25 protein-coding genes and 1 tRNA gene are annotated in these 24,159 nt (G+C 61.0%); 9 read left to right on the plus strand and 17 right to left on the minus strand.

Features of this window, described 5'->3' with window-relative positions; all coding sequences use genetic code 11:
- Positions 1–18 precede the first annotated feature (18 nt).
- The 3 genes from Q1A32_RS14375 to Q1A32_RS14385 form a co-directional block, all read right to left on the minus strand.
- Entirely contained in the window at positions 19–1,581 is a 1,563-nt protein-coding gene (locus Q1A32_RS14375; RefSeq protein WP_299654462.1) for a trimethylamine methyltransferase family protein, read from the minus strand.
- 118 nt (positions 1,582–1,699) lie between these two features.
- Positions 1,700–2,416: an HAD family hydrolase gene (locus Q1A32_RS14380; protein WP_299655599.1), complete on the minus strand. Its 717-nt coding sequence runs from the start codon at positions 2,414–2,416 to the stop codon at positions 1,700–1,702.
- Positions 2,413–2,697 (minus strand): DUF3572 domain-containing protein, encoded by a 285-nt coding sequence (locus tag Q1A32_RS14385; protein ID WP_299611826.1) that lies wholly within the window; start codon positions 2,695–2,697, stop codon positions 2,413–2,415. Before Q1A32_RS14385 ends, Q1A32_RS14380 begins: the two co-directional genes overlap by 4 nt.
- Before the next feature lie 77 nt (positions 2,698–2,774).
- Between Q1A32_RS14385 and Q1A32_RS14390 the strand changes: the two genes are divergently transcribed.
- Complete coding sequence (locus tag Q1A32_RS14390; RefSeq protein WP_299611825.1) at positions 2,775–4,190, plus strand: diguanylate cyclase; 1,416 nt, start codon at positions 2,775–2,777, stop codon at positions 4,188–4,190.
- 3 nt (positions 4,191–4,193) lie between these two features.
- Here Q1A32_RS14390 and Q1A32_RS14395 read toward each other — a convergent pair whose 3' ends face one another.
- Genes Q1A32_RS14395 through Q1A32_RS14410 form a run of 4 tightly spaced genes read right to left on the minus strand, consistent with a single transcriptional unit; the run spans position 4,194 to position 6,144 of the window.
- Positions 4,194–4,679: a periplasmic heavy metal sensor gene (locus Q1A32_RS14395; RefSeq protein WP_299654465.1), complete on the minus strand. Its 486-nt coding sequence runs from the start codon at positions 4,677–4,679 to the stop codon at positions 4,194–4,196.
- A 2-nt stretch (positions 4,680–4,681) separates the two neighbouring features.
- Positions 4,682–5,047 carry a hypothetical protein gene (locus tag Q1A32_RS14400; RefSeq protein WP_299654468.1) on the minus strand — a complete coding sequence of 122 codons (366 nt, stop codon included), beginning with the start codon at positions 5,045–5,047 and terminating at the stop codon, positions 4,682–4,684.
- A gap of 5 nt (positions 5,048–5,052) precedes the next feature.
- Positions 5,053–5,640: an RNA polymerase sigma factor gene (locus Q1A32_RS14405; protein ID WP_299654471.1), complete on the minus strand. Its 588-nt coding sequence runs from the start codon at positions 5,638–5,640 to the stop codon at positions 5,053–5,055.
- A gap of 57 nt (positions 5,641–5,697) precedes the next feature.
- Positions 5,698–6,144 carry an EF-hand domain-containing protein gene (locus tag Q1A32_RS14410; RefSeq protein WP_299611820.1) on the minus strand — a complete coding sequence of 149 codons (447 nt, stop codon included), beginning with the start codon at positions 6,142–6,144 and terminating at the stop codon, positions 5,698–5,700.
- 212 nt (positions 6,145–6,356) lie between these two features.
- Between Q1A32_RS14410 and Q1A32_RS14415 the strand changes: the two genes are divergently transcribed.
- Both Q1A32_RS14415 and Q1A32_RS14420 read left to right on the plus strand, forming a co-directional pair.
- Positions 6,357–6,755, plus strand: coding sequence for a DUF983 domain-containing protein (locus Q1A32_RS14415; protein WP_299611818.1), 399 nt, complete (start codon positions 6,357–6,359; stop codon positions 6,753–6,755).
- A 27-nt stretch (positions 6,756–6,782) separates the two neighbouring features.
- Positions 6,783–7,478 (plus strand): NUDIX hydrolase, encoded by a 696-nt coding sequence (locus tag Q1A32_RS14420; RefSeq protein WP_299611817.1) that lies wholly within the window; start codon positions 6,783–6,785, stop codon positions 7,476–7,478.
- 5 nt (positions 7,479–7,483) lie between these two features.
- On the opposite strand, the gene Q1A32_RS14425 is transcribed toward Q1A32_RS14420, so the two are convergent.
- Both Q1A32_RS14425 and Q1A32_RS14430 read right to left on the minus strand, forming a co-directional pair.
- Positions 7,484–8,386, minus strand: coding sequence for an EamA family transporter (locus Q1A32_RS14425; protein WP_299654474.1), 903 nt, complete (start codon positions 8,384–8,386; stop codon positions 7,484–7,486).
- 16 nt (positions 8,387–8,402) lie between these two features.
- Complete coding sequence (locus tag Q1A32_RS14430; RefSeq protein WP_299654477.1) at positions 8,403–9,323, minus strand: fatty acid desaturase; 921 nt, start codon at positions 9,321–9,323, stop codon at positions 8,403–8,405.
- Positions 9,324–9,429: 106 nt separating this feature from the next.
- On the opposite strand from Q1A32_RS14430, the gene Q1A32_RS14435 reads away from it, so the two are divergent.
- Complete coding sequence (locus Q1A32_RS14435) at positions 9,430–10,290, plus strand: helix-turn-helix domain-containing protein (RefSeq protein WP_299654480.1); 861 nt, start codon at positions 9,430–9,432, stop codon at positions 10,288–10,290.
- A gap of 133 nt (positions 10,291–10,423) precedes the next feature.
- Here Q1A32_RS14435 and Q1A32_RS14440 read toward each other — a convergent pair whose 3' ends face one another.
- From Q1A32_RS14440 to Q1A32_RS14450, 3 genes are read right to left on the minus strand one after another with little or no spacing between them, the layout of a single operon-like run.
- The gene (locus tag Q1A32_RS14440) at positions 10,424–11,911 is read right to left on the minus strand and encodes a carnitine 3-dehydrogenase (protein WP_299654483.1); all 1,488 of its coding nucleotides are present in this window, start codon (positions 11,909–11,911) and stop codon (positions 10,424–10,426) included.
- Positions 11,893–12,372: a hypothetical protein gene (locus tag Q1A32_RS14445; protein ID WP_299654486.1), complete on the minus strand. Its 480-nt coding sequence runs from the start codon at positions 12,370–12,372 to the stop codon at positions 11,893–11,895. The genes Q1A32_RS14440 and Q1A32_RS14445 overlap by 19 nt, the downstream gene beginning before the upstream one ends.
- A 59-nt stretch (positions 12,373–12,431) precedes the next feature.
- Positions 12,432–13,346: a 3-keto-5-aminohexanoate cleavage protein gene (locus Q1A32_RS14450; protein ID WP_299654489.1), complete on the minus strand. Its 915-nt coding sequence runs from the start codon at positions 13,344–13,346 to the stop codon at positions 12,432–12,434.
- Positions 13,347–13,416: 70 nt separating this feature from the next.
- Here Q1A32_RS14450 and Q1A32_RS14455 point away from each other — a divergent pair, with 70 nt between their 5' ends.
- On the plus strand, positions 13,417–14,358 hold the full coding sequence (locus tag Q1A32_RS14455) for a GlxA family transcriptional regulator (RefSeq protein WP_299654492.1): 942 nt from the start codon (positions 13,417–13,419) through the stop codon (positions 14,356–14,358).
- Between the two features lie 135 nt (positions 14,359–14,493).
- On the opposite strand, the gene Q1A32_RS14460 is transcribed toward Q1A32_RS14455, so the two are convergent.
- Entirely contained in the window at positions 14,494–15,537 is a 1,044-nt protein-coding gene (locus Q1A32_RS14460) for an aldo/keto reductase (protein WP_299654495.1), read from the minus strand.
- Positions 15,538–15,647: 110 nt separating this feature from the next.
- Between Q1A32_RS14460 and Q1A32_RS14465 the strand changes: the two genes are divergently transcribed.
- The 4 genes from Q1A32_RS14465 to metG all read left to right on the plus strand — a co-directional run bounded on the left by Q1A32_RS14465 (position 15,648) and on the right by metG (position 20,005).
- Positions 15,648–16,292 carry an ImuA family protein gene (locus tag Q1A32_RS14465; protein ID WP_299654497.1) on the plus strand — a complete coding sequence of 215 codons (645 nt, stop codon included), beginning with the start codon at positions 15,648–15,650 and terminating at the stop codon, positions 16,290–16,292.
- Positions 16,293–16,355: 63 nt separating this feature from the next.
- Positions 16,356–16,943, plus strand: coding sequence for a YceI family protein (locus Q1A32_RS14470; RefSeq protein ID WP_299654500.1), 588 nt, complete (start codon positions 16,356–16,358; stop codon positions 16,941–16,943).
- Between the two features lie 65 nt (positions 16,944–17,008).
- Positions 17,009–18,232 (plus strand): MFS transporter, encoded by a 1,224-nt coding sequence (locus Q1A32_RS14475; RefSeq protein ID WP_299654503.1) that lies wholly within the window; start codon positions 17,009–17,011, stop codon positions 18,230–18,232.
- A gap of 60 nt (positions 18,233–18,292) precedes the next feature.
- On the plus strand, positions 18,293–20,005 hold the full coding sequence (gene metG, locus Q1A32_RS14480) for a methionine--tRNA ligase (RefSeq protein ID WP_299654506.1): 1,713 nt from the start codon (positions 18,293–18,295) through the stop codon (positions 20,003–20,005).
- Positions 20,006–20,200: 195 nt separating this feature from the next.
- On the opposite strand, the gene Q1A32_RS14485 is transcribed toward metG, so the two are convergent.
- The 4 genes from Q1A32_RS14485 to Q1A32_RS14500 all read right to left on the minus strand — a co-directional run bounded on the left by Q1A32_RS14485 (position 20,201) and on the right by Q1A32_RS14500 (position 24,135).
- Positions 20,201–22,777, minus strand: a complete 2,577-nt coding sequence (locus Q1A32_RS14485) for a methyl-accepting chemotaxis protein (protein WP_299654509.1) — start codon at positions 22,775–22,777, stop codon at positions 20,201–20,203.
- A gap of 141 nt (positions 22,778–22,918) precedes the next feature.
- A tRNA-Leu gene (locus Q1A32_RS14490) sits at positions 22,919–23,004 on the minus strand.
- A gap of 46 nt (positions 23,005–23,050) precedes the next feature.
- Entirely contained in the window at positions 23,051–23,605 is a 555-nt protein-coding gene (locus Q1A32_RS14495) for a tetratricopeptide repeat protein (RefSeq protein WP_299654512.1), read from the minus strand.
- Between the two features lie 44 nt (positions 23,606–23,649).
- Complete coding sequence (locus Q1A32_RS14500) at positions 23,650–24,135, minus strand: Lrp/AsnC family transcriptional regulator (RefSeq protein ID WP_299654516.1); 486 nt, start codon at positions 24,133–24,135, stop codon at positions 23,650–23,652.
- Between the last annotated feature and the right edge of the window lie 24 nt (positions 24,136–24,159).

A 24,159-nucleotide genomic window follows, 5' to 3' on the forward strand; every position in this document is an offset into this window, starting at 1 on the left:
TTATCGGGGCGTTTCGGCTCAAAAATCTGTCGGAGACCCACCTTCTGCCTTCCGTCGTGCCACGAAATCAGCAAGTTCCTCGCGAATGCTTGCGTCAAGCTCAGGCGCTTCAAAGCTGCCAATGATGTCCTTGAACATCCGATGCGCCCGCTCAGGTGTCCAAATCGCACCGGCGGCATCCCATCCTTCGTAATTCTTCCAATCACTCAGGAACGGTTGATAAAACGCCGTGCTATAGCGATCCTGGGTGTGCTGAATGCCAAAGAAATGGCCCTCATTTCCGACAGACTTTATAGCATCCAAAGCGATATCGTCGGGGCCCGTTCCTGTGATCGATGGATCCATATAGCGCTGGATTTGCTGTAAAATTTCGCAATCCATGATGAACTTTTCCGGGCTTGCGATCAGCCCGCCCTCCAGCCATCCGGCCGCGTGGTAAACCATGTTGCTACCCGATTGCACCGCAGCCCACAGACTGTTGGATGTTTCCCACATCGCCTGCCCGTCGGGGACGTTGGCCGCGCACACCCCCGATGATCGCATCGGCAAATTATAGAACCGCGCAAGCTGGCCCGTCATCTGCGTGGCGCGCATGTATTCGGGTGTCCCAAAGGCCGGAGCACCGGACTTCATATCCACGTTCGAAGTAAAGGTGCCGATGGCGCAGGGTGATCCTGGCGCCACGTACTGGAAAAGGGCAATTGCGCACAACGCTTCGGCAATGGATTGCGCGACAGCCCCGGCCATGGTCACCGGCGCCATCGCCCCGGCAAGGGTAAATGGCGTCACCACCACGGCCTGCCCACGCCGCACCATTCGCAGACACCCATCAATCATCGGATGATCATGTTTCAGAGGCGAGGTTGAATTGATGTTGGTGTACATCCTTGGCGTTGCCTCGAACTCCTCGTGGCTCAGACCGCTCGCGATGCGCACCATCTCCATCACGTCCTCGACCCGCTCCTTGCCCAGGCTGTAGGCGTGCATGACCTTGTCCGTGATCGTCAGCTTGTCATATACCACATCAAGGTGGCGGACACTGGCATGGATATCCACGGGCTCCACCGGATAGCCGCCTGCAAAGTGGATGCAGTTGAAGTACTGTGTCAGCTTCAGCAAGTTCGCACACATCTCACGCGTGCCGGGGACTTTGGTGCCAATCTCCATGTCCCAGTAGTTTGGTGGTGACGACACATTGCCAAAGAGCAGGTGCTTGCCGCCCACGGTGATCTTTCGGTCGGGATTACGGGGGGTTAGGGTGAACTGGCTGGGTGCCTTACCAACCATTTCCATGACGAACTCACGGTCCATGCGGACGATGTCGCCATCAATGGAACAGCCCGCGTCTCGGAGGATTTCAAGCGCTTCTTCGTTCAGGAATTGAACACCGATTTCTTCCAGAATGCGCATCGCGCCATCATGGATGGCCTCGACACCCTCAGGTGACAAAGGCTCAACCGGTGGATCGATGATGGTGGGCGGGTTCCATGGCATCTGCTCGATGACTGCAGCACCCCGGCGGGCCGCTGCCCCTGCCCGGCCACCACCTCGGCTTCTGCGCCGTGTCGCTGTATCCGCCATTGTGCCGCCCCTTTTGGTCTGTCTTCGACCACAAGGACACCGCAGCGAACCGTTCCTCACAGTTCCATTTGCGACGGTACGTGTCGTTTTTTCAAACTGAAGAGGCGAATGTGACCTATCAGCCAGTGTTGAGGTCATCAAGCCAGCTGGGAAGAGCCCCGATATCGGGCAGAACCACATCGGCCAGCGGGGCCAACACATCATGCGAGGCAAAGCCGGTCAGGACAGCCACAGTGCGCATACCAGCGGCGCGACCGGCATGCAGGTCGTGCGTGCTGTCGCCGACCATAAGCACGGCGTCCGGTGCGATCCCCGTGTCCGCGCAGAATCCGAGCAACTGGCCCGGGGCGGGTTTCCCGCCAAAACCACTGTCGCTGCCCGCGACAAACTCGAAAAACCGGTCCACGCCAGCTGATTGCAAATGCGCACGCGCAGGCGCTTCGGCATCATTGGTCGCCACGCCAAGGACGATTTCTCGCGCCATCAGGTCCGTCAACAAGGGGCGCAACGGCACAGCCTCCGCCTGAGGGGCCTTGGCAGCCTCGGAATTGAGAAGGGTCAACATGGCCGTATGGGACAGGTCGGGAAAATGAGGGCGCAGCCCGGTCGCAATCTCATCCGGTGTTCCTGCAATGACGACGCTGTCGCGCGCGAAAGTGCCGGATGGCAGATCAAATCCTATCGCGGCCCCGGCGGCGGTGGCATGGGCCTCGTCGCCAGCGGCCGCACGGCGCAGAAAGGCAGCGGCCCATGCCTCCCAAGTGGTGGAAAAATCGAAAAGGGTGCCGTCCTTGTCGAACAGAATACCACGGACGGGTATTGCCACAGGTGTCACGTCCAATGCACATCCCCCCCACCCGGCAACGCCATGCGCGCGCGCATCGGAGCGTCGTAGGGCAGGCTTTGCGCGTCACAAAACGCAGTCACCCAGGCGTCATCCATCATGATGAAATCCAACAGCGCGCCAAGAAAGGCAGGATCGCCTATGCCTGCACGCATATCTGCTTCGCTGGCACCGGTCGCGCCCAGAAACACGGGCAGCAATTCTTCGTTGCCCGCCATCCACCCGATGGCCTGCAAACCGACCACTTCGGCGGATTCTTGCGAATGGGACATCACGTTTGTGCCTTTGCTGCCTGTTGGAAACGCTTTGTTAACCTAAACGATCAAAAACCTAATGCACGGCTTTTGTAATGAATTGGACGCGGCTCATGCACGGCAAGGTTCTGGTCATCGACCCCATCGCGACAAACCGCATCGTGCTGCGCGTCAAGCTGGCGGCCAGCCACTACAAGATGACCCAAGCCGGTTCGATTGCAGACGCCATGCAAGTGCTGGGACAGGACGTGCCGGATCTGATCCTGTGCGCCACAAACATGCCGGACGGCGGCCCGTTGCGGCTGGTGCAGCGGATGCGCAAGATCGGACTGGCTGGGAAAGTGCCCGTGATCGCGCTCAGCGGCGCCGAGGACAATGCAGAACGGTTGCGCCTTCTGGCGGGTGGCGTTGATGACGTCATGCAAAAACCAATCAGCGATGTGCTGTTGCTGGCGCGTACACGGTCGATCATTCGGGCTTATGCGACGGCCAGTGAATGGACCTTGCGCGAGGGCACGTCGCGCGCCTTGGGCTTTGGTGAGGCTGCAGCCGCTTTTGCACCAGCGCAAACGGTACGCATCATCGCACGCGATCCGAATTGCGCTGATCCCTGGGCCGCCGCACTTGAGGACCGGATTGCCGCCAACGTGACATATGCCCAACCGGCCACTGCGGCTGCCGATCTTGAACCGGGCCGCGCGCCCGATGCATTGCTGCTCGTTGTTGGCTCAAATGAAGGGCCGCAGATGCTGCAACTTCTGGCCACGATCCGCAGCCAGGCCAGCACGCGCCATTGCGCCATCCTGGTTATCCTTGGATGCGACGACACCACGCTGGGCGCACAGATGCTGGATATGGGCGCAAATGATCTGATGCGGTGCGAACGATCCGCTGATGAACTGGCTCTGCGGCTCAATGCGCTTCTGAGCCGAAAGAAGGTGACGGATGCGCTGCGCGATACAGTGCGCTCGGGCATCGAGGCTGCGGTCATTGACCCGCTGACCGGTTTGCACAACCGACGCTATGCGATGCCGCATCTTGCACGGATCGCGGAACGGGCCACGCAGACGGGCAAGCCCTTTGCCGTGATGGTCGCCGATATGGACCACTTCAAGCGGATCAACGACACGCTGGGCCATGCCGCAGGCGACGCGGTGCTGGTCGAGACAGCGCACCGTCTGCGTGAAAATCTGCGCGCGGTTGACCTTGTCGCACGGATCGGCGGCGAAGAGTTCCTGATCGTGCTCCCCGGCGCAGGTCTGAGCAATGCACGCAAGGCAGCCAAGCGTCTGTGCCGCCTTATCCAAAGCACGCCCTTCAAGGTTCCGGATCAGGTCGCGCGGGTCGAGGCGACAATTTCGATTGGCATGACGGTGGTCGACCCGGCACGCGGCGCCAAGGCGACCGAAGCGCAAACACCAGAGGCACTGCTCGACCGTGCAGACAAGGCCCTTTACGGCGCCAAGGCGGAAGGGCGCAATCGCGTCACTCTCAGCCGTCCGGCGGCCTGAGCGTCAGTCGCGCTTGCCAGGTCGGCCCCGACCGCCGCGCGACACAACCTCGGTCAACCGTTCGGCATATGCGCTACGCTCGCCCTCGGTCATGGCGGCGATCCTGTCCAGCCACGCAGTCTGCGCCACCATCTGTACTTGCCCGACGTCGCGGGCCTGCCGCTCAAGCACCGCAGAGACGGCAACACGGTCAAACGCACCCGCTTGCAAAAGAGCGATCATATCGCGGTAGGCCGCCCGCCGTGCCCCGCGCCCCGGCAGGTCGGCATTGTCCCGCACGGCGCCAAATACCGCCCGTCGGTCATCGTGCGGAAGCGCAAGAACATACGGCATGGCATAGCCCATCCCCGGCCCCTTGCCCCCTAGCGGTCCACCGCGCCAAGCCACGCCACCCACCAGTCCCACAATGGCAAGGTTCACGGCCAGTGACAGACCCAACAGGATCTTGACCCAAAGCGGACAGCGCCGTTCGATTGTTGTCTCTGTCATGATCAGCCTTCCTCCAACGCCCAGCCAAAGGCGTCCAGACCCAGCTCAGCGTCATAATATGCGTCATATCCCAGGGTCCAAAGCGCGTCAGCGCCGGTGCCATCCAGCGTGCCCACTCCAACGACGAAGCCTGCGACGGTGGCTGCCACCAGCCCACCGATGACGCCCCACCCTCCGATGCCCTGCACGACCCGCTGCCACACGGGCGGTACGGTCCGCACACCACCGGGGGGCGGCATATGCGCTTCGGCGTCCGCAAGCACCCGCGCCACAAGATCACCCGATGGATCCGGCACCGGGGCCTTGCCGAGGTCATCCAGCATATCACCGATCCAGTCCGGGTCGGGCTGTTCTGAGGGGCGCTTCATATCCATCATCCTTTGTATCCAAGGGCAGCTGCCCGCCCTTTCAATGCCTGCGCAAGGGCTCGTTTGGCCCGTGCCGTCAAGCTTTCCACCGCTTCGACGCTGACACCCAACGTCTCTGCAATCTCGGGGTTCGACGCACCATCGAAATGGCGCAGGCTCAGGGCCAAGCGTTGCCGTTCCGGCAGTTCTGCCATCGCACCACGCAACGCGTCACGACGGGCATCATCCTGCATCTTGTCCTCTGCCCCCGGGGCCGGGTCCATCGGTTCGGCAACGTCATCCAACGCGACACCAGACCGGGGGCGTTTGCGCAGCCGGTCGGTGCACAGGTTCGACACCACACGGTAAAGCCACGTGGTCACCTGCGCCTCGCCCGCGCGCCAGTCCGGCGCCACACGCCATAGACGAACCATCGCCTCTTGGGCGACATCCTCCGCCTCTGCCGCATCTCCAAGCATGCGGAATGCCTGTGCATGGGCACGTGGCACCAATCGCACGGTCAAGGCACGCGCCGCCGCCGCATCGCCGCGCGCATAGCGGGCAAGCAAGGCTGCATCATCATCGTCTGATCGCGCATCAAGTGGCATCGTCATTGTCCGGGCAACCTGCCCGGCCCCGCCCCCATGAACAAGGGGCGGGACCGATCAGCCTCAGTTACCGCCACGCGGTTTGGGACCCCGCTGGCGCATATGCGCACGGGCTTGCTCGAACTCTTCCTGAGAAATGCCGCCACTGTTGTCGGCATCAATTCTCTCAAAGAAACGGGCGGGATCACGGCGGCGGTCCTGCATCTCTTCTGCGGACAGCTTGCCATCCTCGTTGGCGTCCATATGGGCCAGAATGCGTTCAGCCCGGTTCTTTGACCGCTCAGCGGCGCGGGCTTCCAATTCGTCCAGCGACAGGAACCCGTCCCCATCCGTGTCGGCGTCAGCAAAGCGCGCCTGCCCGGCGGCCTGCATTTCTTCCAACGTGACCTCGCCGCTGCCATCGGCATCCAGCTCGGAAAAGTCGGGACCGCCGTCGCGCGCCATGGCGGACAGCGTGGTAAACCCCATGGCCGCGGCGGCTATGGCTGCAATGAATGTGCTGCGTTGCATTATGTGATACTCCGTTTTGCCTCACAAACGGCAGGGTCATCCGGCCGTCTTATGCACCATCAAACGCAGCACCCCGATGTTTCCGTCGAAAAAACTTCGCAGGCCCAATGCGCCGCCGCAGGACGCGACATCGGGACGCAAGGACAGTTTGCGCCATTCCGTTCTATGCCCACGCACCCCATGTTTGCGGTCCTATCAAAAAGGCGAATGCCATGCTGACCGAGCACACACATTCAACAGAAGAACACCAACGCCCCGTACGGCCCGCGCTTTGGCGGGGCTGGCAGCGCAAATGCCCGCGTTGCGGCAACGGTCGTCTGCTGAAGGGATACCTGAAAATGGCGAGCACCTGTCCCGTGTGCAAGCTGGACTACACGCACGCACGGGCAGACGATGGACCGGCGTATCTGACGATCCTGCTGGTCGGGCACCTGATGGCACCGCTCCTGCATGTGGTCTTTGTCACGTGGCGACCCGAACCGCTTGTGCTGTTTACCATTTTTGCGGTTGGCTGCGTTGGGTTGTCGCTTTACCTTCTGCCCAGGTTCAAGGGGGCCATCGTCGGCTTTCAATGGGCCAGGCAGATGGGCGGCTTTGGCCAGGCCGGGTAAGGGACATGCCCCGGCAAACGGGGTAACATGACGCAAATCGACAAAACGCAAATCCGCAACGCAGCCACCGTCATTGTGCTGCGCGATCGGCTGACCAATCCGCGCATCCTGATGGGACAGCGCGGGGCCAAGGCCGCGTTTATGCCCAACAAATTCGTCTTTCCGGGTGGGGCTGTGGATGCGGCGGATGGTGCCGTCCCCCTTGCCTCGTCCCTTGCCGCGCCGAACGATGCGCGATTGGCCGAAGATGGTGAAGCGGGACTTGTCCCGGCCCTCGCGGCTGCCGCCATTCGCGAGCTTTTTGAAGAAACCGGCCAGATCCTCGGGCATCCGGGCGATTGGCCCGACGCGCCGCCCGATTGGGTTCAATTCGCACAGACGGGCCATCGGCCGCACGCCGCGCCCTTGCAATTCGTGTTTCGCGCCCTGACCCCGCCCGGCCGCCCGCGGCGCTTCGATGCGCGCTTCTTCCTGATCGATGCGCTCGATCTTGCTTCGGACCTTGATGATTTCAGCCGTGCCTCCGACGAGCTGTCGCACCTGCAATGGGTGTCTCTGGAAGAGGTACGCAGCTTCGACATGCCTTTCATCACCGAAGTGGTGCTGGCCGAAATCGCCGCCCGCGTGACCGATCCCGGCCCGCCCGCCAGCGTGCCCTATTTCAAGAACAACGATGAAGAGAGCCTGTTCCTCCGCCTGCGCGGCCAGCCCATGACGGACTAGAGCCCCTAAATCACCACGATCAGCAGCAGAATCGACGACAGCAATACCGCCATTCCCAGCCATTCCCTTGCCGAGATCGCCTCGCGGAAGATCAGCACACTGACCAAGGCACTGATCACAAGTTCCACCTGCCCCACAGCGTTGACATATGCCGCGTTCTGCAAGGTGAAGGCGGTGAACCAGCAAAACGACCCGGCCATCGACATCAGGCCCACCCAGACCGCCACCCGTCGCGCCGACCAGACAGCGGCGACCTGCCCCGGTTCGCGCCAACGCAACCACAGGATCATCGCGACGGTCTGCATCGCCGTGACCGCTGCCAGCGTCAGCCCGGCCCGCGCAAGCGGATCGGCCAGATCAAGGCTCAGCGACGCGCCCCGGTAACTGACGCCGGAGATGGCAAAGAACAGCCCCGACATCAGGCCCAGCCCCGTCGACCGGTTCGCCATTTCCCGCCAGCCCCAGCGCACCATCTCGGGCGGCGCAGACAGCAATAGAACGCCCACAAGACCCAGACCAATGGCGGCAAAGCCGGCAAGGCTGACCGCATCGCCCAGAACGACCCAACCCACCAGAACAGCCTGCATCACTTCCGTCTTCTTGAACGTGATCCCAACCGCGAAATTGCGGGCCTGAAACAGCTTGACCGTGGCCACCGTGGCCATGATCTGCGCCAGGCCTCCGATGGCTCCAAAGACCCAGAACCGCCAGCCAAAATCGGGCCATGCCTGCGCCGTCGCCCCCATGTAGACCAAGATCAGAACCGCGACGAGCGGTGAGGAATAGAGGAATCGTGCCAGCGTGGCCCCTGCCGCACTCAACGTGCCCAGCGACAATTGCCGCTGCAGCATGAAGCGCAGCGTCTGAAACAGCGCTGCCGCAACGGTGATCGGGATCCAGAGGGTCATGCGCCTCTATGGCGCGTCAGCGATCCGAGGACCAGAGCGGATGCGGCACCGGGTCCTTGGCCCACAGAAAGTGTCGCTTGAACACCTCTGCATAGGACCCGTATCGGTAGCCTTCATTGCAGCTCAGATACCGATCCCGATTTGTCCGATAAAGCGCAGGTAAGCGGTACCACGGCACCCTCGGATGCATGTGATGCACCACGTGGAAGTTGTTGTTCAGAAACAAAAAAGCCAATGGCCCGCGGTCTTCGACAATCACCGTCCGCCCCCGCGCCCGCGCATGCGCCTGATGCTCAAGGAATGTGCGAATCTTTAGCACTGACACCGACACGTAACAGGCTGTCAGGTACATCCAAACGGGCATTGGGCTGGCCCAAACCGCCGCGAGGATCAGCACCACACCGGGCACATGTACCAGCCAACCCTTCAGCGCCTGCCGGTCGCCCGCCCGGATCGCTCTGCAATCATCGCGCATGAAACTGACCTGCGCCGCAAGGGGTCCTACCAGCATCCGACCTGCCAGCGTGTTGTTCAAAGCCAGCACCGCCTGCACCGCGCGTGGCAGCTCCGCCCAGACCACCGGATCGACATAATTCGTCTCGGGATCGTCATAGGGATCTGTCAGGTTCGCATCCTGATGATGCGCCAGATGCGTGTCACGAAACCGCAGATACGGCACAAACAGCCCCGGATTGACCAGCACCAGCGCCTCGCTCAGGCGTCGCGACGGAAAGGGATGCCCATGCAGCACCTCGTGGCTCAGCGATGCGTGCAGAACCAGCGCAAAGACCAACGCTGCCCACGCCCAAAGGCCCGGCAGGACGAACACAGCCGACATCCAAAGCCCCGAGACTGCGACCCAAAGCCCCAGCGTAATCCATTCAACCTGCAAGGGGCGATCAAAGGGCAAGCGGCGGGACGACCGGTGTGACGGCATGTGCAAAAGCTCCGGGAAGGGGTGCATTTACGCTAGCGTCATCAGTGACTGCTGCGAATTCTGAATTGAGTTAACAATTTCACTCAATGCTGATAATTATCACCACATGTCAGAAATTCTCGACAAACGCCTCCGCGCCACCCAGTTCCGCACCCGCCTCGCCCGCGCGATGGCCGACCAGAACATGTCCCAAAGCGCGCTCGCTCGGCACATCGGAACCGACCGGTCGACTATCAGCCAAGCGCTCAGCGACGAGGGCGCGCGCTTGCCCGGCGCCCAAGTGGTCGGCGCATGCGCCCAGGCACTCGGCGTCTCAACGGACTGGCTGCTGGGTCTCTCGGATCGCCCCGAAAGTGCGGCCGCCCTCACCGCCGCGGCCCTCACACTCACCGAAGCCCCCCGCGCACTGATCGACGAACGCATCTTCGCCTGGCATCAAGAGGCCGCAGGCTACAAAATCCGCCACGTGCCCGCGGGACTGCCCGACATGCTCAAGACGCAAGATATGCTGGAATGGGAATACCGCCCGCATCTGGGCCGCACCACGACGCAAGCGATTAACGCCTCCCGCGACCGACTGAACTGGATGCGGGCCGCGCAATCAGACTACGAAATCGCCCTGCCGCTGTTTGAACTGCACAGCTTCGCCGCCGGCACCGGCTATTACGAAGACCTGCCGCCCGAAACGCGACACGCGCAACTCGACCAACTGCTCGACCTCAGCACACAGCTCTACCCGCGCCTGCGGCTCTATCTCTTCGACCAACGCAAGCTCTACTCCGCCCCGATCACCATCTTCGGCCCCCTCCTCGCCGTGATCTACACCGGCGGGCACTACATGGCCTTCCGCGACCGCGAGCGGATCGAAACATTGTCGCTGCATTTCGACACGCTGATCCGTCAGGCCTCAAACACAGCCCGCGACTTTCCCGACTACCTGAACAGCCTGCGCCCCCTGATCACCTGATATATTTGTCTCGGAGCCAGCGTCGCTTGATCGCCAAGAGACAGGGGCTGGGTCAGAGACAAAGGTTTTGTCTTGGTGAAGCCGATGCCAAATCAATAATGTAACGCGCCGCGAGGCGCTCAATCAGATCACGTTAGGGCCGCTGCCCCACGGCACGCCCCGCCCCCTCGGGCGCAGGCAAATCTGCATGGGCCGTAGCCACCCGCTTCAATGCCGCGACAATGCCCGGCGCTGGGTCAGACGGACGACGCGTCTCCAAACTCACATGCAGCAGGAAATGCTCACCCGTGGCCAGCAGCCGCGCCCCCTCATACATCTCATGAAACAGATGCAGCTTTTTGCCCACACCCGCCAGCACCTGCGTCCGGACCTCGATCACAGCGCCCGCATGCACTTCGTCCACATGACGAATATGCGTCTCGGCTGTGAAGTAACTGCCCCCCGTCGCGATGTAGTCGGCATCACAGCCAATCATCGCCATGAACCGATCCGTCGCATCGCCAAAGGCTTGCAAATACCGCGCCTCGTTCATGTGCCCGTTATAATCGGTCCAATCCAATGGCACGGCACGGCGCACGGTCAGCAACGGCACCGATACATCCTCCAGATCGTCCACATGCGCACCCAAAACCGTGCCCGCGCGTAAAGACGCTTCATGCGCATTCATCACCGCACCCGCGCCCCAATCATTGGCCTTCAAGGCACGCATCAAACCAACCAAATTATTGTCGCGCGCCTTAAGCATCTCGGGGATCGTCATATGCCCCGACTGCGCATCGGACTGGCCCGCAATGAGGTCCACCAACTCATCCGTGAACTCCGGCACATCCATCAGCTTGGTCCACGGCCACTGCAAGGCGGGGCCAAACTGCGCCATGAAGTGACGCATACCCGCCTCGCCTCCCGCCGTGCGATAAGTGTCAAACAGACCCATCTGCGCCCAGCGAATGCCAAAACCCATGCGAATGGCCTCGTCGATCTCCTCGGTCGTGGCGACGCCATCCTTGACCAACCACAACGCCTCGCGCCACACGGCCTCAAGGAACCGATCCGCAATATGCGCATCAATCTCCTTGCGCACGCGCAGGGGGTAATGCCCCAGCGACCGCAAGATGCCTTCCGCCTTCTCGACCAACGCGAGGTCAGTCTCCGGCGACGGCACCACCTCGATCAGCGGCATCAGATAGACGGGGTTGAACGGATGACAGACCATGATCTGTCCGGTCCGCGCTGCCCCCTGCTGCAACTCACTGGGTTTGAAGCCGCTGGTGGACGAGCCGATGATCGCATCCGCCGGACAAGCGGCTTGCACATCCGCCAAAACCTTGTGCTTGATGTCCAGCCGCTCCGGCACGCTCTCTTGTATCCAGGCCACGTCGCGCACGGCCTCGGCCAGATCGGAATGAAACGTCAGCCGCCCCTCGGCGGGCAGGGCCACATCCGTCAGGCTCGGCAACGCGCGCCGCGCCTGTGCAAGCACCGGGGTCAGCTTCGCTTCGGCGTCGGGGTCCGGGTCGAACATCCGCACGTCCCACCCGTTCAAAAGGAACCGCGCGGCCCAACCGCCGCCAATCACGCCGCCGCCAATAATGGCGGCTGTTTTTACTGCAACTTGCCCCATGTGTCCGTCCGATATCCGTTGAAATCCAAAACCTGCTCCGCCGCCCAGATCTGATCGGCCCGGCGTTTACCGACCCGGGTTGCGACAAAACCAAAGCGCCCCTCAGGATCACCCAACGCAGCCGTATTGTGATCAGGGTCAACCCACACAACCCACACGTCGCGCGTGGCCGTATCGCCATAGGTGATCTGAAAAATGCCGCGGCCCAGCGAGGCAACTTGCCCGGTCCGCGCGCCGCCATTCTCCGACCAGACACCACCGGCCACGTCAAAGCCACGTAGCGCCCAATCCCCTGCAGCGGTCTCAACCTGCCACCGGCCTTCAAAGCGCTCCGGCTCGAACCGGCTGATGGCGCCAATGGGAACGGTCGGATTCCGCAAAAGCCGCGTGTCGTCCGACGGCTCCGGCGCGCACGCAGCCAGCCACCCTATTGCCAGAAAGTTAACAAAACCGCGCCACACCGTCCGTTGGGGGTGCACAGGGGGTGTACAGGGGGTGCACGGGGGGTGACACCCTGTCATCACCCTTTCGGAGCCCGTTTCACGAGACCCAGTTTCTCCCGCACCTCCGCCGGTCCAATGACCCGCGCACCCATATTTTCGATGATGGTGCCCGCCCGTTCGACCAACTGCCAGTTCTGCGCCAATTCGCCCTTGCCCAGCCACAGATTGTCCTCAAGCCCCACGCGTACATTGCCGCCCGCAAGCACCGCAGCGGCAACATAAGCCATCTGGTTCCGCCCCAGCGCAAAGGCCGAAAAGGTCCAGTCTTCGGGCACATTGTTGACCATCGCCATAAAGGTATTCAGGTCATCGGGTGCCCCCCACGGCACCCCCATACACAGCTGCACCAGCGCAGGCGCATCCAGAACGCCATCCTTAACCAGTTGTTTTGCATACCATAAATGGCCGGTGTCAAAAGCTTCGATCTCGGGCTTCACGCCCAGATCGGTCATCATGCGCCCCATGGCGGTCAGCATGCCGGGCGTGTTGGTCATCACGTAATCGGCTTCGGCAAAGTTCATCGTACCGCAGTCCAGGGTGCAGATTTCGGGCAGGCATTCTGCCACATGGGCCACCCGCTCGCTGGCCCCGATCATGTCCGTCCCCTCTTGGCTCAGCGCCATGGGGTTCTCGACGGGGCCAAAGACCATGTCCCCACCCATCCCGGCCGTCAGGTTCAGCACCACATCCGTATCGCTGTCACGTACCCGGTCCGTAAGCTCCCGATAATGCTCAAGTTTCCGGCTCGGCGCGCCCGTCTCCGGATCGCGCACATGGCAATGCACAATGGCCGCCCCCGCCTTGCCCGCCGCGATCGCACTGTTTGCGATCTCTTCAGGACTGCGTGGCACATGGGGGCTTCGATCCTGCGTGCTCCCCGATCCGGTCACGGCACAGGTGATGAAAACCTCACGGTTCATGGTCAACGGCATCAGATCCCTCCTTGCATTTTTCCCACTCTGCCAGTCACTTTCACTCAAACTTGTCAAAAAGCGAAACGAGATGACAAAAACCGCAATCCTCGCCCTGCAAAACACGAATACCCTGTCGCTCGCCGCCGCTGTCGACCCCCTGCGCGCCGCCAACCGTCAAGCCGAGGCCGCGCTCTACGACTGGCAATTCGCCACTCCCGGTCAGACAGACGTGCACCTCACCAGCGGGCTCACAGTGCCCGCAGCACCACTCCACCGCGTGACATCTTGCGACCTGCTGATCCTCGTGGCGGGCTTCGATGTGCTGGAACAGGCAACGCCTGCGATCCTCTCGAGCATCCGCCGCCTCACCGCGCCGAACACATGCCTGATGGCAATCGACGGCGGCGCATGGCTCGCGGCAAAGGCGGGCCTGCTGGACGGCCACGACGCCACAACCCATTGGGAAGACCTGTCAGACTTCACCACGACCTTTCCCAACATCACCTTGCAGAATGCGCGCTACGTCACCTCAGGCCAAAGATGGACGAGCAGCGGTGCAGCCCCCACACTCGACATGATGCTGCACCTGATCGAAACGCAGCACGGCGCGCGTTTGTCGGCACAAGTGGCCGCCGGGTTCATCCACACACGGGCCCCGGCTTCAACCGATCCACAGCTCAGACACCCAAATGCACGCACACACAGCGCTTTGACGCGTCGCGCCCATGTGCTGATGGAGAACGCACTGGACACACCACTGCCGATCCCCGAGCTCGCAAAACAGCTGGGACTCAGCGCGCGCAGCCTGCAATCACATTTCAAATCGGTGCTGGGCACCAGCCCCAAAGCACATTACCTGTCGCTGCGCCTTGCCGAAGCCAACAGGCTGACAAAAAATACAAAAACTCCATTGCACACAATTGCACTGGCAACCGGGTTCACCACCCAATCCAGCCTCGCCCGGATGCATACGAAGGCGTATGGCCAATCCCCACGCGCAACACGGGCCTCTCTTCACTTTGCCAGATAAACCGCCCCCGGAGGGTCGACCTGCCAGACGCCCTTCCACTCATTCGACGGGGTCGGGCAACCCTCCCGCTTCCTTCCCCCGAGGGGAAGGTCAGGATGGGGGTCACCGGCAATCACATGCGTTAGCGCAATTGGATCAGTACGGCATCGGATGGTTGCGGTGAACACTGTCCAGATCGGCCATGACCTCATCGCTCAATGTCAGATCAGCGGCACCAATGGCGACCTCCAACTGGTCCATCGTCGTTGCCCCAAAGATCACCGAACACATGAACGGACGGGTCATGCACCACGCCAGCGCCATCTGGCTCGGATCAAGGTCATGCGTGCGCGCAACACCCAAATAGGCATCCACCGCCTCAAAGGCGCGCGGCGTCTTGCGCCCACCCAAATCGGGGCTCAGCGACAGGCGCGACCCTTCCGGCACGACGCCGCCCTGATACTTGCCTGTCAAAAGGCCCGTCGCCAAAGGCGAGAAGGAAAGCAGCCCGACATCTTCGTTCACGCTCAGCTCCGCCATGTCGGTGTCGTACAGGCGGCACATCAGCGAATACTCGTTCTGCACCGATGCCACGCGCGGCCCGCCGGTGCGGTCCGCTGCCGCCAACCATTCAGATGTGCCCCAGGCACTTTCGTTGGACAAGCCAAAGGCGCGGATGGTGCCCCGGTCGACCTCGCGCTGCAGCGCGCCCAGACAATCATCCATGTTCTGGCGCACGGCAACCGGGTCTTGACCGGACGGGTCAAAGGTCCAGTTCTGGCGGAACATGTAGCTGCCGCGGTTGGGCCAGTGAAACTGATACAGGTCGATATAGTCGGTTTGCAGACGGCGTAGCGATCCCTCGACCGTCTGTGGAATGCTGTCGCCTGAGATGGGTGCCCCGTCGCGGACGTGGCGCATGCCTGCACCCGAATGCTTGGTGGCCAGCACCATGTCACCGCGCGCGCCACCGCGCTCAAACCACATGCCGATGATTTGCTCCGTCCGGCCAATCGTTTCGGCGCTGATGGGGTTGACCGGGTACATCTCGGCGGTGTCGACAAAATCTATTCCGGCGTCCAGAGCGCGGTCGATCTGGGTGTGCCCTTCCTCGGTGGTGTTCTGCGTGCCCCAGGTCATGGAGCCCAGACACAACGCCGACACTTCAATTCCCGTGCGCCCAAGTTTGCGTCGTTCCATCGCCTGTCCTTTTCGATTTGGTCAGGCCGACCCTAGCGGTGAGGTCGCGGGGAACAAGTCAAAAATCTGCCTTCTCTCACGCATACCCTGGTTGAGAACAAATATAGAACATGTATATTGGCATCATGCCCCTGCCCGCTGCCCTTGCCCACCGCATCCAGACCCGCGCGGCCCCCTGCCTGCCGCTGCTCCCCGAAGGGACACAACATGGGTTGGCTCTGGGCCGGGTACACGAAGCCTGCGGCCCCGCCCGGCATCGGTTTGCCCTCTGGCTGGCCGCTCAAACCAAGGGGCCCGTCTTGTGGATCACGCTGGATTGGAGCAGCGAGGCCCTGAACCCCTGTGGTATAATGCCCTTTGTCGACCCCGCCCGCCTGATCCTTGTGCATGCCAAGCGGGCCGATGACGTGCTCTGGAGCATGGAGGAGGTGCTGCGTGCAGGCACCGTGCCGCTGGCCATCGCGGACCTGCCCGGCCTGCCGGGATTGACGCCTGTGCGGCGCATGCATCTGGCGGCGGAAAATGGCGGCAAAGGCAAAGGCGACGCCCCGCTGGGCCTGCTTCTGACCCCGGGCATGGGCGGTGCACAGGGCGTGGAAAGCCGTTGGCATCTGGTCGCTGATCACAAGGGCAGTCCGGGGCGTTGGCGGCTCACGCGGTTGCGCGCACGTACCGCGCCCGAACAAACCTGGGAAGTCACCCGCACCCCAGGCCAGCCCCTGCCGCGTATCTCCGGATCAATCAAGGCTGCGTGACAGGCGATTAAACCCGGCGCCCAAGTGTTACCTTTGTACCAAGCACCTGCAAAGGACATCACGATGAACCGCCGCCACCTGCTGATCTGCGCCCTTGCCACGCTGACCCCGCGCCCCGGGTTTTCAGCTCCGACCCCCTACCGGCTTGGCACCGGAGGGGCCACGATCACCTACACATTCATGCTGAACGGTGCGCCCGTGAAAGGGTCTGTTCCCATCAGCCAAGCCGATCTGAGGGTCGATCCCGACAACCTCGCGGCCTCGACCGCGGTGGTGCGGGCCGATGTGCGCCGCGCTCGAACGGGATTGATCTTTGCAACCGAAGCGCTGAAATCACCGTCCGTTCTGGATGCAAACACGCACCCCACAGCCAGTTTCCGGTCCACCCGTGTCCGACTTGGCCCAGGGGGGCGCATATCGGATGGGGCCACGCTCGACGGGGATCTGACCCTGCGCGGCGTAACCCGCCCCGTCCGCTTTGACGCAGGGCTTTTTCGGGCCCGCGGAAGTGCCGCTGGTGACTTCCGTGCCCTGACAGTCATGCTCAAAGGACGGGTGGACAGGCGCGACTTTGGCGCAACCGGATACGCTGATCTGGTCGAGAACACAGTCGGCATAGACATCGTCGCGGAAATCACCTCGGCAGGCTGAAAACGACGCGCGTCGTCGAATCCCCGCTAGGCAGGCCAGCAAAGGTGCGCCACAAGGGGCGAGCCATGCGTATGCTCATTTCCTTCGCGGCCCTGTTTCTCTCGGTCATTCTGCTGCAACTCAGTTCCGGCGCGCTTGGCCCGCTCGACGCGTTATCCGGTCTCGCGCTTGATTTCACACGACAAGAGATCGGCCTTTTGGGATCCGCCCACTTCCTCGGATTCTTCATCGGCTGCTGGTGGGCCCCGCGACTGATGGGCAGCGTCGGGCACAGCCGCGCCTTTGCTGCGTTTACCGCAGCCGGTGCCATCGGCCTGATCGCGCATATGATGATCGTGGACCCAATCGCCTGGGCGGTCATGCGAATTGCATCGGGCATGTGCGTGGCAGGCTGCTACACGGTGATCGAAGCGTGGTTGCAGGCCAAGGTCAGCAACGAGACGCGCGGACGGACCATGGGGGTTTACCGTGTTGTCGACATGGGCGCATCTCTTGCAGCACAGCTTGTCATCGGCGTGCTCGAACCGGCAAGCTACATCAGCTACAATATTCTCGCCATTGTGTGCTGCGCAGCCCTACTGCCGTTGACCCTGACCAAGGTCAAGCAACCCGACACGCCATCGGCCCCCCGCCTGCGTCCCCGGTTAGCCGCACAGCGATCCCCCCTCGCGGCAGCAGGTGTCGTCGTGGCAGCGCTGTCCAGCGCGTCCTTCCGCATGGTGGGGCCCATTTACGGACAAGAGGTTGGCCTGACGACACAACAAATCGCGTGGTTCATGGCATCGTTTGTGCTGGGCGGGGCGTTGGCCCAATACCCCGTTGGATGGCTGGCCGACAAGTTTGACCGTCGCTGGGTGCTGATCTGGCTGTCGGCCGCTGCCGTGGGCAGTTGCGCCGTTACAGCATTGGCCACAGGCTTGGATACGACCGGGATCATGCTGACCGCAGGTCTCTTTGGCCTCACGACCTTCCCGATCTACTCTGTCGCGGCCGCGCACGCCCACGACTTTGCCGACGCATCCGAGCGGGTCGAATTGTCGGCAGCCCTCATGTTCTATTTCGCACTGGGGGCGATCGCCGCGCCGTTTACAGCCTCTGCGTTGATCGAAGCGTTTGGCCCACCGGCCCTTTTTGCGATGATTGCTGTTGGCCACGCCACACTGATTGTTTTTGGCTTGGCTCGAATGCGGACCAGGGCCTCGCCCTCGGAACGCACGCGCTATGTTTACGCGCCGCGCACATCATTCCTGATCGGGCGTTTGACGGGGCGCAGTCGCGACCACAAGTAACAGGCCTTTTCCACCGGGCACCGCGCTGCTACATGGGCCGCAACCATTCAAAGGCGAACCATGCAGCGTCACCTCATCACCTCCGCCATTCCCTACATCAACGGGATCAAGCACCTTGGAAACCTTGTGGGCAGCCAGTTGCCCGCCGACCTGTATGCCCGCTACCAGCGCGCGCGCGGGAACGAGGTTCTGTTCCTGTGCGCCACGGATGAACACGGCACACCGGCGGAGCTGGCAGCGGCCAAAGCGGGCAAGCCGGTGGCCGAATATTGCGCCGAAATGCACACCATTCAGGCCGAGATTGCCAAAGGGTTTCGGCTGTCCTTTGATCATTTCGGGCGATCATCCTCGCCCCAAAACCACGCGCTGACACAGCATTTTGCAGGTCGTCTGGCCGATGCGGGCCTGATCCGAGAAGTGTCGGAAAAGCAGGTTTATTCCAACGCCGATGGTCGTTTTCTGCCCGACCGTTACATTGAGGGAACCTGCCCGAACTGTGGGTACGAAAAGGCCCGCGGTGATCAGTGTGAAAACTGCACCAAACAGCTGGATCCGACCGACCTGATCGAGCCGCGCAGCGCGGTATCCGGGTCAACTGATCTCGAGGTGCGCGAGACCAAGCACCTGTACCTGCGCCAGTCCGAGCTCAAGGACGACCTCGACGCTTGGATCGACAGCAAGACGGATTGGCCCATTCTGACCACGTCCATCGCCAAGAAATGGCTGCATGACGGCGACGGCTTGCAAGACCGCGGAATAACCCGAGATCTGGATTGGGGTATTCCGGTGCGCCGTGGCGACGACGACTGGCCCGGCATGGAGGGGAAGGTATTCTATGTCTGGTTCGACGCCCCCATCGAGTACATCGCATGCGCAAGCGAATGGGCAGATGCGCAAGGTGGCGCGGATTGGGAACGATGGTGGCGGACCGACAAAGGCGCAGATGACGTGCGCTATACTCAGTTCATGGGCAAGGACAACGTCCCGTTCCACACGCTCAGCTTTCCTGCGACGATCCTTGGCTCGGGCGAGCCTTGGAAGTTGGTCGATCACCTCAAGTCCTTCAATTACCTGAATTATGATGGTGGTCAGTTCTCGACCAGCCAAGGCCGAGGTGTATTCATGGACCAAGCGCTCGAGTTGCTGCCTCCGGACTATTGGCGTTGGTGGCTGCTAGCGAATTGCCCCGAGACCTCTGACAGCGAATTCACCTGGGAGCTGTTCCAACAGGGCGTAAATAAGGACCTTGCGGATGTGCTGGGCAATTTTGTCAGCCGCGTGACCAAGTTCTGCCGTTCGAAATTTGGCGAAGCTGTGCCCGCAGGTGGGACATATGGCGCGCAGGAACATGCACTGATCGCGGAGCTGGATACTCGGATTGCGCGGTACGCCGACCTAATGGACGCGATGGAGGTCCGGAAGTCGGCGCAGGAGCTGCGCGCGATATGGGTCGCTGGCAATGAATATCTGCAAGCAGCAGCGCCTTGGGCGACGATCAAGGAAGATGCAGACACAGCCGCCATGCAAATCCGGCTCGGGCTCAACCTGATCGCGCTTTATGGGGCACTGTCGGAGCCGTTTATTCCCGATGCCGCCGCACAGTTGCAGACTTCGTTGAACCTCGGCGATCCACAGTGGCCCGAAAACGCGTCGGAAGCATTGGCCGTTCTGAAGCCTGGGCACGCGTTTGTGGTGCCGGACAATCTGTTTGCAAAAATCAGCGATGAAGATCGGGCTGACTGGCAAGAACGCTTCGCCGGCGTCCGCAGCTAACTGTCGGGCTTTAGCCTGCAAATGGCTTGAAGGCACACAAATACAGGTCTAGTTCGCGTTTCCCTTAGTATGAAATGCGCGTGTCAGAGACGTCGGTTCGTGATTCAGGCGTGCAGATTGATGCACCGAAACACCCGTTGCTATGAGTTCCCGAACAGAACTAATGGCGAATAGAAATCGCACGCCGTGGGACGCTTAAAATTCTTCCCAACCAGTCGTCGATGCGATTGCGTCGTCAGTTACGAGATCGAGGGCGAGTGCGCCTATGACTTGAGGATCAGGTGCCGTGCGTTGAAGGGGCGCATGTGCCTCGGGATCCGTTTCTTTCGTCTCGACACAGCCGACTTTGAATTGGTCGACTGCTCCGGCCAACGCGTCCGCTTCCCCGGTCAGTGCATGGCTTGCCGCCGTTGTTTCTTCGAACATTGCCGCGTTCTGCTGTGTGACATGATCCAACTCGTTGACCGCCGCGTTGATCTCGTTCAATCCTGCGGATTGCTGGCGCGCAGATGTGGCGATTTCCGCGACGCGGTCCGAAATGTCTGCCACGGACGACACAATGGCCGACAGGGCCGTTCCGGTTCTATCTACAAGGTCCACTCCCTGCTGGACTTGCTCTCCGCTGGTGGAAATCAGGATGTTGATCTCGCGTGCCGCGTCTGATGACCGTTGAGCCAACGCCCGCACCTCAGTGGCGACCACCGCGAACCCTCGCCCAGCCTCACCTGCCCGGGCAGCTTCGACCCCAGCGTTGAGAGCCAGCAGGTTGGTTTGGAATGCAATGTCATCGATCACGGACGTGATCTTGGAAATCTCATGGGAGGAACTCTTGATCCCATCCATTGCCATCACAGCCTGTCGCGCAATATCTCCACCTTGCTCCGCGTTATGCTGTGCATCCTCGGACATCTTGCTTGCCGCATCTGCACCTTCCGCAGCTGATCGAACAGACGACGTGAGTTCGTCCAACGCCGCCGCGGTTTCTTCAAGTGTTGCGGCTTGACGCTCAGTTCGGCGCGACAGATCATCCGCCGCGCTGGTGATTTCAGTTGTCTCACTGCGGATTGATTCCACATTTTGCGCCACCGAACCCATCGCCTTGCGTAAGCTGGCAAGCGCCTGGTTGAAGTCTTGTCTTAGCTTTTCATAGTCCTCCGGAAATGCATCCGTCAGTTCAAGCGTCAAATCCCCTTCGGACAGGCATTGCAGTCCCTGGCCCAAGGATGCCACGACGAGCGCCTGCTCATCTGCGATGCGCGCCTGTACATCGCGCGCATTTCGAACTTCCATTTCCGCCTTGGTGACATCAGTGCCGATCAAAATGCAACGTTCGATAACATCGTCATCGGCGCGCACATTGATGAACCCACCGTCGACAACCACAACCTGTGCGTCTGGCGCGACCAAGTCGATTTTGCCGTGTATACCGTCACCATTTGACAAAGCGCTGTGTACATCGGCGGGAATATTCGCATCTGGCTGGTGGTCGGCAATGAGGTTTCGAACCGTCACCCCACTGAGGTCGTTTTGATGCAATCCGAGCCGTGACGCAGCGACCGTATTCATCCCTGAACAGTGGCCACTCTGATCGAATTCTATCCGCATCTGCGTCGCATCGATCCCGCCAAGCAAGGCTGCATTGCGCTGTGCTTCAGTTTCGTCTGACCACTCGATAACGGCACCAATTGGTCTGCCTTTGTGATCACTGGCAGGGTTTACGTTTATTCGAATGTGCTTGTCCCCTGCCCGGACCAGAACACTGCTGTTTTCCAAGTTCGCGTTGTCTGCCGCTTCATCCAAAAGCGGGCTGAGTTCCTTGATCAGACCCAAATCAGACCCGATCCAGCGGTCGACGTCCGCGCTGGCCCACAGTTCGCCCAGATCATAAGCAAGGCTGTTCAGCAATGAGACGCAAGCCGGATTGACGAAGATCACTTCGTGGTTTTCATCCACCATCATCATAGGCGCGGTGGACCCTTCGAACGCGGCACCTTTGAAGGCGCTTTCCCGTTGGCCTTTCTTGGCCCGGGCCAAAGCTAGTCGAAATCCGTCCAACCGCCTTGCAATGTTCCCGATTTCATCGTGCCGCCCTGTCGCAGGAACTTCGACGTCATAATTCTTTCGTGATATGCTCAGCATTGCTGCCGCAACACGATTGAGTGGGCGGGAAACATCGTACCAAGCGTATAAAATGATTGCCGCCATGGTGATCACGAACACGGCAGCTGCGATCGCGATTGCCATCATCTGGTCACGCGCGAGCAATGCCATCATCTGGGCATCATCCCAAACCGTAACAACAGCCCCGGCAACAGCATCTTCGGCACCAAAAAACGCTGGGTATGCCACAACCAACCCATCGTCCGATTTCAACACCGTGCCATTTTCCATGGCTGTCGCCGCCAGAACGAAAGCATCGGGTGCGACGATGTCCATCTCCGGGCTTGCAAACAGGGTGATGCCGGAGGTGTTCAGAATGATTGCGCCACGCGCCTCCGGAGCGGCCGCAGAGATGACGCTTTCGGAGATTTCGCGCACCGCGACTTCATTTCCAAACTTGATCGATCCGCCCATCTGCATCGCGAGCAATCCGGTGACGTCCTGGGCGCGAGACGACAATCCGCTCTGCAACAGGGTGCGTTTTGCCGAATAGTCAAACGTCACCATCGCCGCCAAAACGCAAATGGTAATGATACCGGTCATCACAACCGCTTTCGTCATCAGCGTATTGAAACGGGACAGAGCGGAAAAGCGGCGGCCAGTGGCTTGCATGACGTGATCCTTGGCATTTTGCGCAACCATCCCAGCAGTTGCGCCTTGAACTGGATCATGTCCTTACGGCACTGCACTTACCGCAGCCTTAACGACGCCAATGTCGACGCAATCGAAACTGTCACAAACTTTAAGTGCTGGTGGTACGGGCGGTGGGACTCGAACCCACACGGGCGTCAGCCCTTCGGATTTTAAGTCCGATATGTCTACCATTCCATCACGCCCGCAGCCCGTTCGTGATAGGCAATCGCGCGCCCTATCTCAAGGCCACGATCACAACTCTTCGCCTTCAGGCCCGAGGGGCGCGCCATCTGCCAGCAAATGTCGCTCTGACAGCCATGGATTGTTTTCAAGGGCCGCTTCAAGTTGCGTCCGCGCCTCCGCTCGGCGACCAAGGTTCATGAGGGTCAGTGCCCTGCCTGATTGCGCACCAACATGATCCGGCGACAAGTCCAGCGCACGCTCCAGGTCGATCAGTGCTGCTGCAAAATCCTCGCGCAGAAAGCTGATAAAAGCGCGCTGGTTGTAGCCTTCGGCATAATCCGGGCAATAGGCCACAAGGGCGTCGAAACTCTCGTAAGCACCCACAAAATCAAAGTTGCCGCGCTGGCGCATGCCGCGATCCAATACCTCCTGTGCGGAGGCGTCCGGCGCACGCAACCACACCATCCACATCTTGTCCGACACGGCCCGTCCGCTGCGCTCGTCCTGTGCGGCGTTGGCATCTTCAATCAGTGCGTTCAATTCTGTGGTGATGTCGGAAGATGGTGGACAGGTTTCGGCCAATGCAGGCGTCGACAGCAGCAATGTGACAAGCAGATGTTTCATGGCGCAAAACAATGGCGCACGACGCACGTTGGTCAACCTCAATGTCACTCCAACCCCGGCAACATCACCTCCTTGACCGCTTCCATGGCCACGTAGGTCGACGTTGACGCCACATGCGGCAGGCCCGAGATCACATCGCCGAGAAACTGCCGATAGTGGGCCATATTGCGTGTGCGGACCTTGAGAAGATAGTCAAAATGGCTCGCAATCATATGCGCTTGCTCGATCTCGGGCACCTGCTGGACGGCCGTGTTGAAAGCACGCAAAGCAGCCTCGCGTGTGTCGTTGAGGCGCACCTCGACAAAAGCGACATGGTCCAATCCCAAGGAGATGGGATCAAGCAAGGCCCGGTAGCCCATGATGATACCGGTTTTTTCCAACCTGCGCAGCCGTGCTTGGGTGGGTGATTTGGACAGCCCGATCCGTGCTGCCAGGTCGGTGATGCTGATCCGCCCGTCTTCGGCCAATTCTGCAAGAATCGATTGATCCAACTTGTCCAACGTCACCGGTTCCTTTGCCGGTGCACTCATACTCAGTCTGCTCACTTGTTCCGC

The organism is uncultured Tateyamaria sp., assembly GCF_947503415.1.
Classification (GTDB): domain Bacteria; phylum Pseudomonadota; class Alphaproteobacteria; order Rhodobacterales; family Rhodobacteraceae; genus Tateyamaria.